General features: G+C 67.2%; 14 protein-coding genes. 11 read left to right on the top strand and 3 right to left on the bottom strand.

The window, feature by feature from the left end; translation table 11 throughout:
- Positions 1–7: 7 nt before the first annotated feature.
- The 8 genes from pqqC (at position 8) to NYP07_RS22500 (ending at position 6,626) form a co-directional block, all read left to right on the top strand.
- Positions 8–715, top strand: coding sequence for a pyrroloquinoline-quinone synthase PqqC (pqqC, locus tag NYP07_RS22535; protein ID WP_268154199.1), 708 nt, complete (start codon positions 8–10; stop codon positions 713–715).
- A complete protein-coding gene (gene pqqD, locus NYP07_RS22530; protein WP_268154197.1) occupies positions 712–993 on the top strand; it encodes a pyrroloquinoline quinone biosynthesis peptide chaperone PqqD in 282 nt (93 codons plus the stop codon). Before pqqC ends, pqqD begins: the two co-directional genes overlap by 4 nt.
- The gene (gene pqqE, locus NYP07_RS22525; protein ID WP_268154194.1) at positions 971–2,164 is read left to right on the top strand and encodes a pyrroloquinoline quinone biosynthesis protein PqqE; all 1,194 of its coding nucleotides are present in this window, start codon (positions 971–973) and stop codon (positions 2,162–2,164) included. The genes pqqD and pqqE overlap by 23 nt, the downstream gene beginning before the upstream one ends.
- Complete coding sequence (locus tag NYP07_RS22520) at positions 2,157–2,321, top strand: hypothetical protein (RefSeq protein WP_268154192.1); 165 nt, start codon at positions 2,157–2,159, stop codon at positions 2,319–2,321. The genes pqqE and NYP07_RS22520 overlap by 8 nt, the downstream gene beginning before the upstream one ends.
- A 73-nt stretch (positions 2,322–2,394) precedes the next feature.
- On the top strand, positions 2,395–3,759 hold the full coding sequence (locus NYP07_RS22515; protein ID WP_268154190.1) for a DUF1329 domain-containing protein: 1,365 nt from the start codon (positions 2,395–2,397) through the stop codon (positions 3,757–3,759).
- A 44-nt stretch (positions 3,760–3,803) separates the two neighbouring features.
- The gene (locus NYP07_RS22510) at positions 3,804–5,639 is read left to right on the top strand and encodes a DUF1302 domain-containing protein (protein ID WP_268154189.1); all 1,836 of its coding nucleotides are present in this window, start codon (positions 3,804–3,806) and stop codon (positions 5,637–5,639) included.
- 15 nt (positions 5,640–5,654) lie between these two features.
- Positions 5,655–6,302, top strand: a complete 648-nt coding sequence (locus NYP07_RS22505) for an aminotransferase class III-fold pyridoxal phosphate-dependent enzyme (protein WP_268154188.1) — start codon at positions 5,655–5,657, stop codon at positions 6,300–6,302.
- A 159-nt stretch (positions 6,303–6,461) separates the two neighbouring features.
- The gene (locus tag NYP07_RS22500) at positions 6,462–6,626 is read left to right on the top strand and encodes a hypothetical protein (RefSeq protein WP_268154187.1); all 165 of its coding nucleotides are present in this window, start codon (positions 6,462–6,464) and stop codon (positions 6,624–6,626) included.
- 280 nt (positions 6,627–6,906) lie between these two features.
- Here NYP07_RS22500 and NYP07_RS22495 read toward each other — a convergent pair whose 3' ends face one another.
- From NYP07_RS22495 to NYP07_RS22485, 3 genes are all read right to left on the bottom strand, one after another.
- Positions 6,907–7,899 (bottom strand): YCF48-related protein, encoded by a 993-nt coding sequence (locus tag NYP07_RS22495; protein WP_268154186.1) that lies wholly within the window; start codon positions 7,897–7,899, stop codon positions 6,907–6,909.
- A 16-nt stretch (positions 7,900–7,915) separates the two neighbouring features.
- Complete coding sequence (locus NYP07_RS22490) at positions 7,916–10,279, bottom strand: efflux RND transporter permease subunit (protein WP_268154185.1); 2,364 nt, start codon at positions 10,277–10,279, stop codon at positions 7,916–7,918.
- A gap of 165 nt (positions 10,280–10,444) precedes the next feature.
- Positions 10,445–11,476 (bottom strand): AraC family transcriptional regulator, encoded by a 1,032-nt coding sequence (locus tag NYP07_RS22485; RefSeq protein WP_268154183.1) that lies wholly within the window; start codon positions 11,474–11,476, stop codon positions 10,445–10,447.
- A gap of 404 nt (positions 11,477–11,880) precedes the next feature.
- Here NYP07_RS22485 and NYP07_RS22480 point away from each other — a divergent pair, with 404 nt between their 5' ends.
- Genes NYP07_RS22480 through NYP07_RS22470 form a run of 3 tightly spaced genes read left to right on the top strand, consistent with a single transcriptional unit; the run spans position 11,881 to position 17,368 of the window.
- A complete protein-coding gene (locus tag NYP07_RS22480) occupies positions 11,881–12,828 on the top strand; it encodes an efflux RND transporter periplasmic adaptor subunit (RefSeq protein ID WP_268154181.1) in 948 nt (315 codons plus the stop codon).
- A gap of 10 nt (positions 12,829–12,838) precedes the next feature.
- Positions 12,839–15,898: an efflux RND transporter permease subunit gene (locus NYP07_RS22475; RefSeq protein WP_268154179.1), complete on the top strand. Its 3,060-nt coding sequence runs from the start codon at positions 12,839–12,841 to the stop codon at positions 15,896–15,898.
- Positions 15,899–15,913: 15 nt separating this feature from the next.
- Positions 15,914–17,368, top strand: a complete 1,455-nt coding sequence (locus NYP07_RS22470) for a TolC family protein (RefSeq protein ID WP_268154177.1) — start codon at positions 15,914–15,916, stop codon at positions 17,366–17,368.
- Positions 17,369–17,421: the final 53 nt, after the last annotated feature.

The following is a 17,421-nucleotide window of genomic DNA, read 5'->3' as shown; positions in this document are numbered from 1 at the left end:
CTGGACCGTGGACGAGTTCGAGCAGAAGCTTCGAGCGCTGGAACGCGGCTACCACATCCATCATCCATTCAACCAGCGCCTGAACCGCGGCGAGTTGAAGCCGTTCCAGGTGCGCGGCTGGGTGGCGAACCGCTTCTATTACCAGCTGTGCATCCCGATCAAGGATGCTGCAATCCTCTCCAATTGCAGCGATCGCGCGGTGCGCCGCCGCTGGATCGAACGCCTGATCGATCACGACGGCCGCGGCGATCACGAAGGCGCCAGGGCGGGAGGCATCGAAGCTTGGGTGCGCCTTGGTTTAGCCGTGGGTCTGAGCCGTCAAGATCTGTGGTCGTGCGTCCATGTGCAGCCCGGCGTGCGCTTCGCAGTTGATGCCTACGTCAACTTCGCGCGCCAGGCGCCGTGGCAGGAGGCGGCGATCTCCTCGCTGACGGAGCTCTTCGCGCCGAAGATCCATGCCGACCGGCTGGTGGGCTGGCCCGGGCACTACCCGTGGATCGATCCCGAGGGGCTGCACTACTTCCGCGGCCGCATATCGCTCGCCGAGCGCGACGTGCAGCACGGCCTGGAGATCGCGAAGACCTGGTGCGGCAGCCTTGGCCGCCAGAAGCGAGCGCTGGAGATCGTGCAGTTCAAGCTCGACATCCTGTGGGCCATGCTCGATGCTATCGAGCGAGCTTATCCCGACGACTTACCCGAGCAGGTGAGGCCGTGAACAGCGTTTCGGTACAGCGGCTCCTGGAACTCAAGCCGGCGCTGTCGTCGTTGTACCGACTGCAGTACGAGGCAGTGCAGCAGAGTTGGGTGCTGCTCTATCCGGAAGGCATGGTGCGGCTCAACGGCCCGGCCAGCGAGATCTTGTGTTGCTGCGACGGACAACGCAGCGTGAAGCAGGTGATCCGCGAGTTGCAAGAGCGTTTCGACAAGTCCGACCTGCACGACGACATCTGCAATTTCGTGCGCCACGCCTATGAACGCGGTTGGATCAGCTGAAGGCAAGATGGTCGGCCCCCCGCTGTGGCTGTTGGCGGAGCTTACCTACCGCTGCCCGTTGCACTGCGTGTTCTGCTCCAACCCCTTGGACTACGCACGCCATGGCAACGAGTTGAGCACCGCTGAATGGCGGAGGGTGCTGAGCGAGGGGCGCGCGATGGGCGCAGTGCAGCTCGGGCTCTCTGGCGGCGAGCCGTTGCTGCGCGACGACCTCGAGGAGATCGTGGCCCATGCCCACGGGCTGGGCTTCTACGTCAACCTCATCACTTCCGGCATCGGCCTGACCGAGTCGCGAGCCCGCGCCTTGAAGGAGGCAGGTCTCGATCACATTCAGCTGTCCTTCCAAGACTCGACCCGCGAGCTGAATGACTTCCTCTCATCCACGCGCAGCTTCGATCTGAAGGCCAAGGTGGCCGGCATCATCAAGGGGCTGGGCTACCCGATGGTGCTGAACTGCGTGATGCACCGCTACAACCTGCCGCACGTGGGGCGCATCATCGCCATGGCCGAGGCTATGGGTGCAGACTTCCTCGAGCTGGCCAACACGCAGTACTACGGCTGGGCATGGCTGAACCGCGAGGCGCTGATGCCCACGCGCGAGGACCTGGTCCATGCGGAGGCCATCGTCGACGACCACCGCGCGCGCCTCGCCGGCCGCATGAAGATCCTCTGGGTCTCTCCCGACTATCAGGATGCGAGACCGAAGGCATGCATGAACGGTTGGGGCGCGGTTTTCCTGCTGGTTGCGCCCGATGGCGCCGCGTTGCCGTGCCACAGCGCGCGCGTTCTGCCGGGTCTTGATATACCTTTCGTGCAGGACCGCAGCTTGAGCGAGATCTGGTACGAGAGCTCCACCTTCAATCTCTACCGCGGCTCTGCCTGGCTGAGCGATACCTGTCGCAGCTGCGATCAGCACACGCACGACTTCGGCGGCTGCCGGTGCCAAGCCTATCTGATCACCGGCGCTGCTGACGCCACCGATCCTGTGTGCCCCAAGAGCCCGGACCGTCCGCTGGTGGACAGCCTCATCGCGCGCGCCGGCGGCAGCAGCAGCATCGTCGCGCAGCCGCTGAAGTTCGTCCCGAACTTGGCACGGCAGCTTGCGCTGGTGTACCGCACCGATGCCAACTCGCGCGAGCGGTGCGACGCCGAGGACCGGGCGCATGGCTGAGTGCGCCGGGCCTCTTCACGCGGGCTGGGCGCTCGCGGTCCACGACCTGGCCGTGTTGGCGCTGCACCTGCGCCATCTGCCGGTGGCCATCGCCGCGGAGCTCGCCTTGAATGTCGTCGTCGACCGGCCGGAATGGCGTCACTGCACCGCCAACTGACCGCCCATCACCTGTCTGCGCCAAGTCGAAATTCATAGACTGATCCAAACAACTTCAACGTCAGGAGACGCCTGTGTCCACGATCACCCGAGCCATCCGAGCGTGCTTCCATGCCGCGCTGTCCCTGTCTGCGGTTGCGGTCGTCGCCCAAGAGCGAACGCCGATCGGCGCCGAGAAGGCGGGCAATGCGGCCGGAACGATTCCGGCCTTTGGTGGCAGCGAGGCGCCGACTTCCGGTTGGTCGTTCGGCAAGTACCGCGGCGACCACTGGGCGCACAAGGACGAGAAGCCCCTGTTCGCCATCGATGCGTCCAATGTGGACAAGTACGCCGACAAGCTGCTTCCCGGCCAGGTCCAGCTGCTCAAGACGGTGAAGGGCTACACCATGCCGGTGTACCCCTCGCATCGGAACTGCGCGATGCCGGACTACGTGGTCGAGAACACAAAGGCGAACGAGGGCAAGGCCAAGATCGCGGCGAACGGATGGGCCCTGGAAGAAGCGGTGCTGCCGTCGGTGCCGTTCCCGGCGCCCAAGAGCGGCATCGAGGCGATCTGGAACCTGCTGATGCGTTTCCAGGGCGTGGCGGTCGACTTCCAGTCGATCAGCACCTACGTCTCGCCGGCGCCCGGCTCGGACAAGGGCATCCTGGTGAAGGCGCAGCAGGTGTTTTACTTCCCTTGGGCCGCCAAGGGCCATGTCTCGCCCAAGTCCGAGGGCATGGTGCAGGCCGGCGTGTATTACGCCTACCGCGAACCGGCCGCGCTGGCGGGGCAGGCCATCGTGCAGCGCTACTACTTCGGGCAGGACACCGAAAGCTTCTACTACTTCACCGGCCAGCGGCGCGTGCGGCGGCTGCCGCTGTACGCCTATGACGCGCCGCTGATCGGCTTCGAGAACCAGCTGCCGGCGGATGCGTCGTATGTGTTCTCCGGCAACCCCGACCGCTTCGACTGGAAGCTGGTGGGCAAGAAGGAGGTCTATGTCCCCTACAACAACTTCAAGACCGCCAACCCCGGCGTCTCCACCAGCGATCTGCTGAAGCCGAGCTTCGTCAGCGCCGACTTCCGCCGCTACGAGTTGCATCGCGTCTGGGAGATCGTCGGCACCGTCAAGGAGGGTGTGCGCCACTCCTCGCCCAAGAAGACCATCTATCTCGACGAGGACACCTGGCATGCCATGGTCGGCGACGACTACGACGCGCAGGGCAAGCTGTGGCGCCACAAGGAGAACGGTGTCCGCCCGGCCTGGGAGGCCGGCGTCTGCACCTCGGCCATCGAGTACCACAACTACGACTTCGTCAGCGGCCGCTATGTGGCGGACAACATCGTGGCGGGTGGCGGCCAGGACATCCGCGTGATGCTGGAGGCCGGCACGGACGCGCGCCTGAAGCCGTCGTTCTACACCGCCGAGTCCCTGCGCGCGAACAGCGAGCGCTGACGCGACGGCATTCCACAGCGACGGACCATAACGAGGAGAACCAGGTGAACAACAAGATCTTTGGTGTGCCCGCGCTTGTCGCGGCGCTGGCGGCGGCGGACTACGCGCATGGTGTGGAGTTCAAGAACGATCTGTTCGAAGGATCGTTCAACAGCACGGTGACGGTCGGTGGCGGACGCCGGTCGAGCAATCCGAGCTGCAGCATCGTGGGGGACAGCGCCGCCTGCGCAGGCACGGCCGATCCCGAGCAGTGGTCCGCGGGCGACGACGGCAACCTCAATTACCGCAAGGGGGATTGGTTCACGCTCTACCTCAAGGGCACCCATGAGCTCCTGCTGAAGAACAGTTCGGGACTGAAGTTCTTCGCGCGCGGAACGTGGAAGAAGGACTTCAAGGCCGACGACACGCGACGCACCGAACTGTCCGACGACGCGAAGAAGCAGATCGTCAACAACGCCGAACTGCTGGACCTGTGGGTCAGCAAGGACTTCTCCATCGGCGACCGCAATGGGCGGGTGCGCCTCGGGCAGCAGGTCATCAGCTGGGGCGAGGCGCTCTTCCTGACCGGCGGCGTGGCGACCAATGTGCTCGATATCCAGAAGCTGCTGGTGCCCGGCACCCAGCTCAAGGAGGCCTTCCTGCCCGTGCAGGCCCTCAGCGTCAGCAGCTCGCTCAGCGACACGGTGAACCTGGAGGCCTACTACCAGTTCAAGTGGCGCCGCTCGCGCGTGCCGCCCGTGGGCTCGTACTTCAGTGCCGGCGACTACTACGACAAGGGGCGCGGGCCGCTGGCCTATCTCGGCACCAATCCGAACGTGACGGCGCCTGACCAGTACAGCACACCGGGGGCGCCGCGCCAGATGTCCCAGGACGATGCCGTGGTGGCGATCTATGGCGCGGGGAACTTCGGCATCCCGATGCTGGCCGACAAGGCGCCCAGGAAGGGCGGCCAGTACGGCCTGTCGCTGAAATGGGCGCCCGCAGGGACGCAATCCAATTTCGGCTTCTTCGCGGTCAACTACCACGACCAGCTGCCGGTGCTCACCAACGGGTCCATGGTCAACGGCAACGTCAACGGCCAGCTTGGGCTTCCAGCCGACACGCCGCTGCCGGCCCTGCAATGGCGCTTCCTCGAGAACCGCAAGATGTACGGCCTCACGAGCAGCTTCCCGCTCGGCAACTGGGCCATCGGCACGGAGCTGACCTATCGGCCGAAGGACGCCGTCACGCTGTCTGGCTGCTACGGCGCCGGTGGTGCGCTGGACGCCGCGACCAATCCCGCGCCCATCGATCCGGCCAGCTGCGAGCTGTACAAGGACATGAAGAAGTACCAGGCGAGCGTGACGGCGCTGCTGCAGCTGCAGAAGAGCGAGCATCCTTTCGTGCTGAACCTGCTCGGTGCCGACAGCGCCTTCCTGACGATCGAGGCGGCGCTCACGCGCTATCCCGGCGTCGTCAATGGCCGCATCCGGCAGACCATCAACGGCGTCGAGGTGGATCAGGTCGCGCAGGCCGGCTACTTCCTGGGCCTGGACCGCAGCGACCCCAACCACCCGATCGCGGCCCGGGTCGGCACCGCGACGTCATGGGGTTATGTGCTGGACTTCAACTGGACCTATGACGGCCTGATTCCGGGCTGGCAGCTGACGCCCGGCGTCACCTTCTCGCACAGCGTGAAGGGCGACACGCCGAACATCGTGGCCCAGTTCCTGGAAGGCAACAAGTCCGCCAACCTGTACCTGATGCTGAACCAGAACCCGACGGTCTGGCAGTTCGGCATCAACTACACCAGCTACTTCGGCGGCAAGAAGAGCCCGGTCGAACGGCAGGTGTTCAAGGACAGGGACTTCTTCGGCTTCTTCGCAAGCTACAACTTCTGACGCGTGGATTCGGACATGTCGACCCTGCAGGATCACGAGTCGCTGCGCCGGACGGATGAACGACGGCTGCTGCACGCGTTCTCCGCGCTGCGCACCCAGCCAGGCCGCGACGTGCTGGTGGTGCGCGAGGCGCAGGGCCTGGTCCTGACCGACGATCGCGGCCAGCAGTTCACCGATGCCGGCTCGGGGCTTTGGTGCAGCAACGTCGGCTACGGGCGTGCCGAGATCGTCCGTGCGGCGGCGGCGCAGATGGCGGATGTCAGCTTCTCGCACAACTTCAATGTGCTCACGAGCGAGCCGCTCATCCAGCTCAGCGAACGGCTCGTCGCGCTGGCGCCGCCGGGGTTCGAGCGGGTGCTGTACGCCATCCGAAGCCAACGACGCCCAGGTCAAGCTGGCGTGGCGCTACCACCTCGTGCGTGGCAAGCCGTCCAAGAAGAAGATCATCTCGCGCAAGGGCGGCTACCACGGCGCGACGGTGATGGCCGGCAGCCTGACCGGCCTGGAAGTGACGCACCGCGGTTTCCACATGCCGCTGGACTTCGTGCTTCATGCCGAAGCCGCCGAATAGCACCGGAGGCCGGCGAGCTTGGACGGCGACGAGGAGGCGTTCTCGCGCCATCTCGCCGAGCAGCTGGACCGCATGATCCAGGCCGAGGGTGACGACGCCGTCGCCGCCTTCATCGCGGAGCCGATCATGGGCTCGGCCGGTGCCATTCAGCCGCCGGCGGGCTGTTCGCCGGCATCGAGTTCGACGCGGACCCCGGCGCGCGCAGGCCGTTCTCAGCGCCGGCCCGGGTCACGGGCCTGCTGCAGCAGTGCATGCAGGAAGAGCGCCTGCTGCTGCGCAGCGGCCATGGCCGCGTCGTGTGCGCAATGGCGCTGCCGCTGATTGCCACGCAGGTTGATGTGGACGAGATCGTGGACCGGATCGCGCGGGCGGTCGGGCGATTCGAAGAGCGGCTACCGGCTTGCATGAGCACATAGGCGACGTGTAGACAGCCCGCAGCGAACGCAAGCCAGTGGGGCGGAAACAGTCAGCGTCGGAAGGTGGCAAGCACCGGAGAGTGCCCTACGGCGGTCGGTAAAGGGTGCCCATTGATGCGTTGAAGCACGTCGCGCAGGTAGGCATAGGGCTCCAGCCATTGAGCTTGGCCGTCTCGATCAGGCTGAAGGCCATGGCGGCAGCCCAACCGCCCGCCCGCAACCCACGAAGAGCCAATTCTTGCGAGACAGGGTCACAGGGTTGAGGGCGCGCACGGCTGCGCTACTTGGTCTGCGCTGGCGGCGCCACCGGGCCTGTGCTCGAGATCAGCAGTGCTCCGCCGCCGGTCGTCACCAGCACTGCGGTGAGCGTCGGCCGGCCGGGCAGCCTGCTTGACGAGAAGGCGATGCCATCGGCACTGCGCAGGAACAGCCCGTCGATGCCCGCACCGTAGACCCCGCCCGTGCCGTCGCCGACAAGGCTGGTGATCGAGCGCTTCTCTTCGAGCGGCAGGGCGCGCCAGGTGGCGCCGTGGTCGTCGCTGCGGAACAGCGAGCCACGCAGACCGCCGACGACGAGCGCACCGTTCGGCAACGCTGTGCCGGCCCAGAGCGAGCCGTTGTAACCGGTGGCGAGGTACGACCATTGGTGCCCTCCGTCGGTTGAACGCAGCACCTGCCCGGATTCCGACGTCACGTACAGCTGCCCCTGCGCATCGCCGAACGCGTGAAAGAGATTGCGGTCTGCCCTTGACGCTCCGGCCGGCGGCGGAACCTTCACGGGCGACCAGGTGCCGCCGCCGTCTTCGGTGGTCAGCAGCAACGACCACAGGCCGACCGCGATCCCGCGCTTGCCGTCCAGAAAGAAGACCGAGAGCAGCGGCTGATCCTTGCCGACGTCCTGCCTCTGGAGGGTCCAGGTTTCGCCGCCGTCCGTGGTGGCGAGGATGACGCCGAGGTGGCCGACGGCCCAGCCGTGACTCGCATCGGCGAAATGAACCGCGGTCAGCGTGACCTGCACGGGCACGGACTTGGCCGCGCGAAAGGTCTTGCCATCGTCGTCCGAGAGCTCGATCAGCCCTTGTTCGCCCACTGCGACCACGCGGCTTCCGGCACGCGTCAGGCCGAGCAGCAGGCTGCGGGCGATCGCCGGCGGCTGCGCATTGGGGCGCAGTTCGAGCAGCGGCGACCCTGCAGGCTCGTTCGCGGCTGACGCCGCCGAACCGCCCAAGCTGAAGACGAAGGAGAGCGCCGCGAGGCGAATCAATGCGGTCATGAAGTGAGGCTCCCGGTCAATGCACGAGAACGGAAGGCGCGTAGGCCGGCTTCCTGCGCTTGAAGACCCGCTCAAGCACGACGGCCAGCGCCGGCAGCGCGGTGAAGGCCATGATCAGATTGACCAGGAACATGAAGGCGAGCAACTTGCCCATGTCGGCCTGGAACTTCAGATCGGAGAAGGACCAGGTGGCCACGCCGACCGCGAGCGTGATCGCGGTGAAGATCGTGGCCATCCCCTCGAACTCGAGCGCCTTCTCCATGGCCTTGTGGATCGGGTCGCCGTCGGCCAGATGCATCTGCAACCGGTTGTAGATGTAGAGCGCGTAGTCCACGCCGATGCCGACAGCCAGCACCATCACGGGCAGCGTCGCCACCGTCAGTCCGATGTTGGCGCTTTTCATGAACCAGTAGCCGATAAACGTGGCCACCGTCAGCGGGAAGCAGCACGCGATGGCAGCTCGCACGTCGCGGTACACCAGCAGCACGAGCACGACGATCGTCGCGTAGACGTAAAGCATCATCGGCAGCTCGCTGCGCTCGAGCTCCTCGTTGGTCGCAGCCAGCACGCCAGCATTGCCTGCCGCCAGGCGCAGCCGGGCGTCTTTCGGCGCAGGCTCGTCTTTCGAGAAGCGCTTGACCGCGTCGGTCACGCCGTTGATCGTGGTGGCCTTGTGGTCCGCCAGGTAGAGGTGTGCGGCCGTCATGCGGCAGTCCTTGGTGTTGTAGCCGCGCACCCTTCCCAACTCGGCGCTCAGTGCCGCGTAGTTGGCCGGGTCCGCGGGGACAACATCCATCTTGGGCAGTCCCTCGTTGTAGCCCTGGTTGTAGGTGCGCAGCTGGCCGGAGTACGAATCGATCGACACGACGCCGGGCACGGAACGCATGTGCGAGACGAAGGCGTCCATGTAGCGCCCGATGGCGGTGTTGCTGCAAGGCTCGCCCGAGCCCTCGAACACGACGGTGAGCCAGTCCAGCCCCATGTCGAAATTGCTCGCGATGGCCACGGCATCGCGGTTGAACCGCGAGTCCTCGCGCAGCTCGGGCGCGCCGGGCTGCAGCGTGCCGACAATCCGGTCCCGGCTCTGCCATGCCGAGAGCCCGAGGACACCGAATGAAAGAAGGGTCACGACGATGGCGGTGCGCGGCCGCGCAACGACGGCGATCGTCCGGATGATCCGTGCTCGTGCGCTGCGCTTGGCCATAGCGCGCTCGGAATAGCCCGCGCCGAAGTGCAAGTACGACGCCGCGAGCGGGAGCATGACAAGATTGGTGATGATCTTGAACCCCACCCCGATGGAGGCCGTGATCGCCAGCTCGCGAATCATCGGGATCGGGATCAGCAGCAGCGTGACGAACGAGACGAGGGCCATCAGTAGCGCCAGCATGCCCGGAATCAGCAGGCCGCTGAAGCTGTCGCGCGATGCCTGCTCGGTCGACTTGCCGTGCGCCAAGCCACGCACGATGAAGTTGATCTGCTGAACCCCGTGCGACACGCCGATTGCAAAGACCAGAAACGGAACCAGCACCGCGAGCGGATCGAGACCGTACCCCATCAGACGCAGCGTGCCGAACTGCCAGACCAGCGAGGTGAACGAGCAGGCAATGGGCAGCAGCGTGAACCGCCAGGAATGGCAGTACCAGTAGACGGCGCCGATGGTCAGCACGATGGCCAGCCCGAAGAAGCGGATCACGCTGGCGGCTCCCTCGGCGATATCGCCCACCTGCTTGGCGAAGCCGATGATCTGCACCTCGAAGTGATCGTCCTCGAACCGTTGGCGCAAGCCTTCGAGCTGGGCGTTGTACGCGACGTAGTCCAGGTGCTGCCCCTGCGGGTCGACCTCGTACAGCTCCGCCGTGATCATGGCGGCGGACTGGTCTTGGGACACCAGCACGCCGACGAATCCGCCCTGGCTCGTGGAGGCCTGAATCTGCGCGATCGTCGCGGCATCGAGCGCCTCGGGCACGATGGTGCCGGGAATGATGGGCTGGGCCCGGAACCCTTCCTCGGTGATTTCGTTGACGAAGCTGTTCGGAGTCCACAGCGACCGGACGCCTGCCCGGTCGACGTTCGGTAGCAGCGTCACCGCCTCCGTCACCTGGAACAGCCGTGTCAGCCCTTCCTTGGTCCAGATGCTGCCCTGGCGGGCCTTCACGACGAAGCTCAGGCGATTGGTTCCGGGCAGATCCTTGGCGTAGCGATGCAGCACCTCGACGTACTCGTGCCCCAGGGGGATCTGTTTCTCGTAGCCGGCCTCGAGGTGCAGCTTCAGCGCAAACATGCCGAAAACCACGGTGACTGCCGCGAGCAAGCCCAGAACCCAGGCCCTGTGCAGGAACAGCCAGCGTTCGGCCGCGGCAACGAATGACTTTAGATTCATGAGGGCATGCGCGTGCAGTGTGAGCTGCCAGCTTACGGATATGTGCAGATCCGTACAGGTGGGGTTGGGCCATGATCCGGGCTCCTCCGGCCAACCATGTGCCGCCAGGGCGTTTCGGTGGCCTCCCGCCATCGCGGCATTCCGAACTTCCAGAGCTGCCGTCCGTCATTCTCGACCGCGCAGCGCGGTGGGCAGCTGCCCCGTCCAGCGCTTGAAGGCGCGTCGGAAGGAGCGTGCATCCGCATAGCCCAGGGCCTGCGCCACTTCGGCGATGCTCATCGGCGTATTGGCGAGCAAGTCGCGCGCACGGGCCAGGCGGGTGGCATCGCGCAGCTCGCGAAAGCTGGTCTCGCGCTTCGCCAAGCGCCGCCGAAGGGTCCGATCGCTGACATTGATCTGCCCGGCCATGTCGTCCTGGCGCGGCGCTTCGTGCAGTCCGTGGCGCAAGCGGCTCGTCACGGACTCAAGCAGGTCGTCCTGGCCAATGGGGATGGTCAGCAGCTGATTGAGCTGATGGCGCACCAGGTCGCTGGTGATGCGGTCATATCCCGGCAAGCGCGTCTGCAGCCACCGAGTCTCGATGGTCAGCCGATGTTCATCGGCCTGAAATCGCACCGGGCAGCGGAAGAATCGCTCGTACAAGCGCCGGTGTCCTTCGTCAACATAGGCCAGATCAACTTGCGCCGGGCGGAAGTTGGGGCCCAACATGGACCGGACGACGGCCACTGAGCCGGCAAAGGTCTGTTCGACGAGGAAGGCCTCGATCTCCAGATCGAACACTCGCGATGTGGCGGTCAGGTGGGCACGCGCACCATCAGTGATGAGGTGATGCTCCAGCAGTGATCCGGCTTCGGTCTGCCGTTCGAGGCCGTAGTGCACTGCCTCACCCAGCGTCTCGCAGGTCAGCATCGCCAAGCCCGCCAGGCCCCAGGAGATTGGCGTCTCTCGCGCGCCCACGGCCAGGCCCAGTGCCGGCTCGTCAAGCATGCGCTGGGCGCGCAGCACCAGGGCGCGGGTTTGCTGCTGGGAGATCAGTGCATCGGCCTGGGCCAGGCTGTGCGCATCAAGGCCGAGGCCACGGCACAAGCGCTCAGCGTGCAACCCGCGGTCCTCGGCGAGGGCCAGGAGTGAACGCGCCACGCCGGGCACGATGTTGGCCTGATGACGGGCGTCAAGGGCGACAGAGGTGGCAGTCATGACATGGAGGGATGAGACTTGGCCGTTTCGGACCCGACGTCTTGAACCTTGCCGCGCCACTGAGGCATTGCGACATGACGCCTGAAAGCCCTTTTCATCGGAACTTTCAGTACATCATGGTATGGCGCATGGGTTCCAGAGTGGGCGCAGATGTCGGCCAGAAATGTACCAGAAATGGCCGAAAAGGTTCCCTCTCTGTCGGCGGTGTTCCCTAGAGTTGCGCTTTGTCGCAACCCTGGCCATCGCCCGGACTCGCCATGCCCATGAATCTCCACAACACATCAGCCCTCCGGCCCGCCTTCTCTCTGTCTGTAATGCTCGGGGCTGCCTGGCTGCTGGCCGCCTGCAGTCCTGCCGGGCTACCGCCTCCCACCCCCTCCGTCCGACCCGTGCTCGTGGCCACCGTGAAGCAAGCGCCTCTGGGCGGGCTTCCCTTTGCCGGCGAAGTGCGTGCCCGCGAGCGCGCCGAGCTGGCGTTCGCCGTGCCGGGTGTGGTGCGCGAAGTGCTGGTGGATGTTGGCGCTTCGGTGCGTCGCGGCCAGTTGCTGGCGCGCATCGACGCTGCTCCCCAGCAGGCCCAGCTCGCCAGCAGCGAAGCCGATGGTCGACGTCTGCAGGCGCTGCTGGCTGAAGCCCAGCGTCGCGAGAAGCGCCTGCAAGCCGCCCGCGACAGCGGCGCGGCCACTGATGCCGAGTGGACCGCCGTGCAAGCCGAGGTCCAGTCTGCAGGCGAAGCCGTCGCCGCGGCCCAGGCCCAGCGCGCCGCTGCCGCGTGGAACCATGCGCAGACCGAACTGCGCGCGCCCTTCGAAGGTCGCGTCGCGTTGCGCCAGCTCGAGGTGGGGCAAGCCGTGGGCGCCGGCACCGTCGTCATCGGGCTCGAAGGTCGCGGTCGCGAGATGTGGCTGGCCGTGCCTGGTTCGCTGCCCCTGGCCGCTGGCCAGACGCTGGCCTTGACGGGCTCGTCCGGCAGCGCCACGTCGCGCGTGCTGCAGGTGTCGCCGCGCGTGGAGGCCGGCGGCAGCCGTCGTGTCCTGATGAGTGCGCCGGATGCCTGGGCCACCGGCGAGGCGGTGTCGGTGCAGCTGTGGCCGCGCGACCCGGCGGCGGTGGCCTTGCTGGTGCCGCTGAGGGCGGTACAGATGGATGCTGCCCATCCTGCGCAGGGACAGGTGCTGCGACTGCCGGCCAACGGCCAGGTGCCTGAGCATGTCCCCGTGACGCTGGGCGCCCTGCAGGGTGAGCAGGTCGAGGTGCGCAGCGGCCTCAAGGCTGGCGATCAGGTCGTGCTCGCCGGTGGTCTGGCCCTGGCAGCGGGTCAGGCGGTCACCCCGGTGAGCCGTCTGCGCTGAAGGAGTGGTCATGAGCATCACCGCCTACGCCCTGAAGCGCCCGCGCTTCGCCTTCCTCGCGGCACTCCTGCTGGTTCTTTCCGGCCTGTGGCTGGGCCTGGACTTTCCCTCTACCGAGGAGCCCCAGGTCACGATCCGCACCGCCACCGTGCTCACGCTGGTGCCTGGTGCCTCGGTCGAGCGCATGGAGCAGCTCGTGGCCCGCCCGGCTGAAGAGGCCATCCAAACCTTGCCCGAGGTCAAGCGGGTCAAGACCACGGTGCGTCCGGGCCTGGCGTTCAGCTATGTCGAACTGGAGCCCAGTGTCAGCTCGCAGAGCCTGCCCGCCGTGTGGCAGCGCCTGCGCAACCGGCTGGCCGAGGTGCAGCCGCGCCTGCCGCAGGGCGCAGTCGGCCCGTGGCTCGATGATGAGTTCGGCCGCGTCGCCGTGTTGACCTTGGGCCTGACCGGCTCCGGCTACACCCCCGGCGAACTGCGCGATCAAGCCCGCCTGATGCGCGATCGCATTAAACGTTTGCCCGGCGTCGAGCGCGTGACGTTGCACGGCCTGCGGGACGAGCAGGTGCAGGTGAGTCTTGACTTGCCCGCGCTGGCTGCGCAGGGCCTGGCCCCCACGGCCGTGGCTGACGCCCTGGCCCGTCGCAACATCGTGGCGCCTGCCGGGTTCGTGCAGGCGGGCGGTGCCGAGCTGTCGCTGCAGGTCAGCGGCGACGCCGCCAGCCTTGAAGCCCTGGCTCAGACCCCTGTGGCTCTACCCAAGGGTGGCTGGACGCCCTTGGGCCAGCTGGCGCGCGTCGAGCGGCTGCCAGTGGACCCGGCCATCACTGGTGCTTTCGTCGACGGCCAGTCGGCCGCCGTGATTGCCGTCTCGATGGGCTCCGGGCTCAACGTCATCAGCTTTGCCGACCGCCTGCGCGCGGAGATCGGCAAGCTTGAGCGCCAGCTGCCGGTGGGCATGGCTCTGGTCCCCATCACCGACCAGGCTCAGGTCGTTGGTAAGCAGCTCAAGCAGGTGGGCCAGGTGTTCCTGGAGACGACGGTCATCGTGATGGGCATCGTGGTGCTCTTCCTCGGACTGCGCACCGGCCTGATCGTCGGCGCCATCGTGCCGACCACCGTGCTCGGCAGCTTGGTGGTGATGAGGCTGCTGTCCATCGACCTGCACATCATCTCCATCGGCGCCATCATCATTGCGCTGGGCCTGTTCGTCGACAACGCCATCGTCGTGGCCGAAGACATGGAACGCCGCTTGAGCCTGGGGGAATCGCGCGAGCAGGCGGCCGCGCGGGCCGGCCGGTCGATGTTCGTGCCGCTGCTGGTCTCGTCGCTGGCCATCATCCTGACCTTCATGCCGCTGGTGCTCAGCCATACTGAAACGGGCGAGTACCTGCGCAGCATGGGTATCGTGATGGCCATCGCCTTGCTGCTGTCGCTGCTGCTGGCGGTCACTGTGACGCCGCTGCTTTGCCAGCGCTTCGCCCGTCATCATGCGGAACTTAGCCGCATGGCCCGGGCCGTTGAGGCCCTGACCGGCTGGTACCGCGACAAGGTGCGCTGGGTGCTGGGCCACAAGACGATTTACATCGGCAGCATGGTCGCGTTGCTCGTGGCCGCCGGCTGGCTGTTTGTGCACGTCCCGTCCGAACTGATGCCGGCTTCCGAGCGCCGTCAGCTGCAGATGGGCATCGAGCTCGCGCCGGACAGCAGCGGCAACACGACGCTCGAGACTGCCGGTCGCATCTCCGCAGCCCTGGCCGACAAGAAGCGCTTTCCAGAAATTCAGAGCCAGGCGGTCTACGTGGGTGAAGGTGGCCCGCGTTTCATCCTGGCGCTCAACCCACCGACGCCTGCGGCCCACCGGGCCTATGCCGTGCTCAGCCTGGCGCCGGGCTACAGCCACGACCAGGCCCTCGACAAGCTGCGCTCCAAGTTGCCTCGCCTTTTCCCGGAGGTGCGCTTCGAGGCCAAGCGCTTCTCGATGGGCTCGGCTGAATCGGGCCTGGCGGTGTTTCGCCTGTCGAGTGCCGATGGCCAGTCCCACCACGCTGCGGCGGCGAAGCTCACCGAGGCCCTGCGCGGCCTGCCCGGCATCGTCGAACTGAGCAGTGATGCCGAACGCACCACGCCGCAGCTCAATGTGCAGGTGGACCAGTTCAAGGCTGCCGCTGCGGGCCTGTCCAGCGCCGACATTGCCCGCCAGCTTGATCTGTTGCTGGCCGGACAGGCGGTCACCCAGTACCGCGACGGCGACACGCTGCTTCCCGTGGTGGTGCGTGGCGGCGCAGACGCCCGCGACCGCGTGGAGCAACTGCGCGCCGCGCCGCTGCAGCGGGCCGATGGGCGTGGCACGGTGCCCCTGGGCCAGGTGGCCGATATCCAGCTGGCCGCGCAGCCCTCGGTGCTACAGCGCTTCAACCAGGAGCGCACCGTAACAATCACCGCGAAACACGCCCGCTGGACCGCGCAGGCCCTGACAGCCGCCGTGGCTGCGGAGACGAACGCGTTGCGAGAGGGCGGTCAGGTGCGCATTGCGCTTGGCGGCGAAATCGAAGAAAGCGCCAGTGCCAACGGCGCGATCTCGGCGCTGCTGCCCGCCTGCACGCTGGCGATGTTCCTGCTGTTCGTCTGGCAGTTCGAGAGCCTGCGCAAGAGCTTCATCGTGCTGGCCAGCATTCCCTTCGTCAGCATCGGCTCGGCCCTGGCGCTCAAGCTCACCGGCACCACGCTGACATTCGTGGGTACGCTGGGCCTGCTGGCACTTGCCGGCATCATCGTGAACAACGCGGTGCTGCTGCTGGATGCCATCGAGGAGGCCCGCGCCAGCGGGATGGCCGCACTCGACGCCATCGAGGATGCCGCCGCGAAGCGCTTGCGCCCCATCGTCATGACCAAGATGGTCTGCATCTTGGGCCTGGTACCCCTCTACCTCTTCGGCGGTGCGGTTTGGACCAGCCTGGCCGTCGTGATGATGGGCGGCCTGGCGCTTGGCACGCTGATCACCCTCGGCCTCATTCCCGCTCTCTACGCCGTGGCCTACCACGTACCCGCCCCGGGCCGGTCCACAGCCTGAACACGACGCCCCATCATGAACGCAAGTCTTCAACGCCGCGCCTTCTCGCTTTGCGCCCTCGTACTCGCCCTGGCCTTGGGCGGCTGTGCCGCCGTCGCGCCCGGACCGCAACTGCCCACGCTGCAGGTCCGCCACGACGGAGCACTCCCCGCCGCCGCGGGGCGGACCGTCACGCCCGATGCCTCTGGCCGGCCCTGGTGGCGCGACCTGCGCGACCCCATGCTCGATGCCCTGGTCGCCCAGGCCGAAGGCCGCAACCTGGACCTGCAGGTCGCACTGGCTACCGTCCGCGAAGCCCGCGCCCGCGCCGGCGTCGTGCAGTCTGAGGCCCGCCCGCAAGGCAGCCTGGGTGTGCAGGCCCAGGCCGTCCGGCCGGCACTGCCCGAAGTCGACCCCTATCGTCAGAGCCTGCCCCGTCCGCCGGAACAGCGCCTGGTCAGCCTGGGCCAGGGCTTGAACTGGGAGATCGACCTGTTCGGCCGCGCCGGTACTGCGCAGGCCGCAGCTGAACGAGACGTGGATGCCGCAGCTGCCGACGCGCGAGGCGCGCAGGCCCTGGTGCAGGCCGAGGTGGTGAACCGCTATGTGGCACTGCGCCACGCGCAACAGGCCACTCTGCTGGCCGCCGAGCAGCAGGGCGTGGCCGAACGCCGGCTGGCCGAACTGCGGGACCGGGCCAGAGCCGGCCTGGCCGACCCACGCGAGTCCGACGCCGCTGCCGCCGAACTGGCCCGGCAACGCGCCGCGCATGCAGGCAGGGCGGCGCAAGTGTCGGTCGAGTGGGCCGCGCTGGCCGTGCTGGTGGGCGAGTCGCCAGCCAGGCCTGGCGCCGCAATGCAAGCACTGCAGGTCCCGGCGGCCCTGCCGATCGTGCCGGACGACGCCACCCTGACGGTCCCCGCCGACCTGCTGGCCCGCCGGCCCGACGTGGCGCGGGCTGATGCGTTGCTGCGCGCCGGCCTCGGACAAAAGGTGCTGGCCGAGCGCGCCTACCTGCCGCGCTTGTCGCTGGCTGCCACGCTGGGCCTGCAGCAGACCGCCGGCAACCTCGGCCAGGCCAATGCCCTGCGCTACGCCGCCGGCCCGATGCTGCAGTGGGACTGGCTGGACAGCGGCCGCCGTGCCGCCCAGACCGCTGCCGTGCAGGCCGGCAATGAGCGCGCCTGGGCCCAGTTCGAAAAAACGGTGCTGGCGGCGTTGGCCGAAGGCGAGTCTGCGCTGCGAGCCTGGCAGGCGCAGTGGCAGGCCTGGCAGCAGGCCCAGGCCGCCCTGCAGGCGGCCGACGAGACGCTGCGCTATACCAGCCGACGCGAAGCCCACGGCCTGGAGCCTGCGGTCGCGGTGCTGGCCGCGCGGCAGCACCGCCTGACGGCGGCACAGCAGCGGCTTGAGCAGCAGGCCCAGACCCTGGCAGCCTACACGCAGGTGCAACTCGCGCTGGCGGCCTGGCAGCCGCAGGTGCGGCCCTGACGGCACCGGCAGCGGCTCGCCTTCCCGCTCCGCCGGCCGCGCTGAAGTGGGTA

Source organism: Pelomonas aquatica, from assembly GCF_026712205.1.
In the GTDB taxonomy this organism is placed as follows: domain Bacteria; phylum Pseudomonadota; class Gammaproteobacteria; order Burkholderiales; family Burkholderiaceae_C; genus Pelomonas; species Pelomonas aquatica.
The sequence above is the reverse complement of the archived record's forward strand: the minus strand, read 5'-3'. Positions and strand labels throughout refer to the sequence as shown.

Bases quoted from the DNA above. Each gene is read 5' to 3' on its own strand.
- NYP07_RS22490 (WP_268154185.1), bottom strand. From the start codon at position 10,279: ATGAATCTAAAGTCATTCGTTGCCGCGGCCGAACGCTGGCTGTTCCTG.
- pqqE (WP_268154194.1), top strand. From the start codon at position 971: ATGAACGCGGTTGGATCAGCTGAAGGCAAGATGGTCGGCCCCCCGCTG.
- NYP07_RS22495 (WP_268154186.1), bottom strand. From the start codon at position 7,899: ATGACCGCATTGATTCGCCTCGCGGCGCTCTCCTTCGTCTTCAGCTTG.
- NYP07_RS22485 (WP_268154183.1), bottom strand. From the start codon at position 11,476: ATGACTGCCACCTCTGTCGCCCTTGACGCCCGTCATCAGGCCAACATC.
- NYP07_RS22475 (WP_268154179.1), top strand. From the start codon at position 12,839: ATGAGCATCACCGCCTACGCCCTGAAGCGCCCGCGCTTCGCCTTCCTC.
- NYP07_RS22470 (WP_268154177.1), top strand. From the start codon at position 15,914: ATGAACGCAAGTCTTCAACGCCGCGCCTTCTCGCTTTGCGCCCTCGTA.
- NYP07_RS22500 (WP_268154187.1), top strand. From the start codon at position 6,462: ATGCAGGAAGAGCGCCTGCTGCTGCGCAGCGGCCATGGCCGCGTCGTG.
- NYP07_RS22520 (WP_268154192.1), top strand. From the start codon at position 2,157: ATGGCTGAGTGCGCCGGGCCTCTTCACGCGGGCTGGGCGCTCGCGGTC.
- NYP07_RS22505 (WP_268154188.1), top strand. From the start codon at position 5,655: ATGTCGACCCTGCAGGATCACGAGTCGCTGCGCCGGACGGATGAACGA.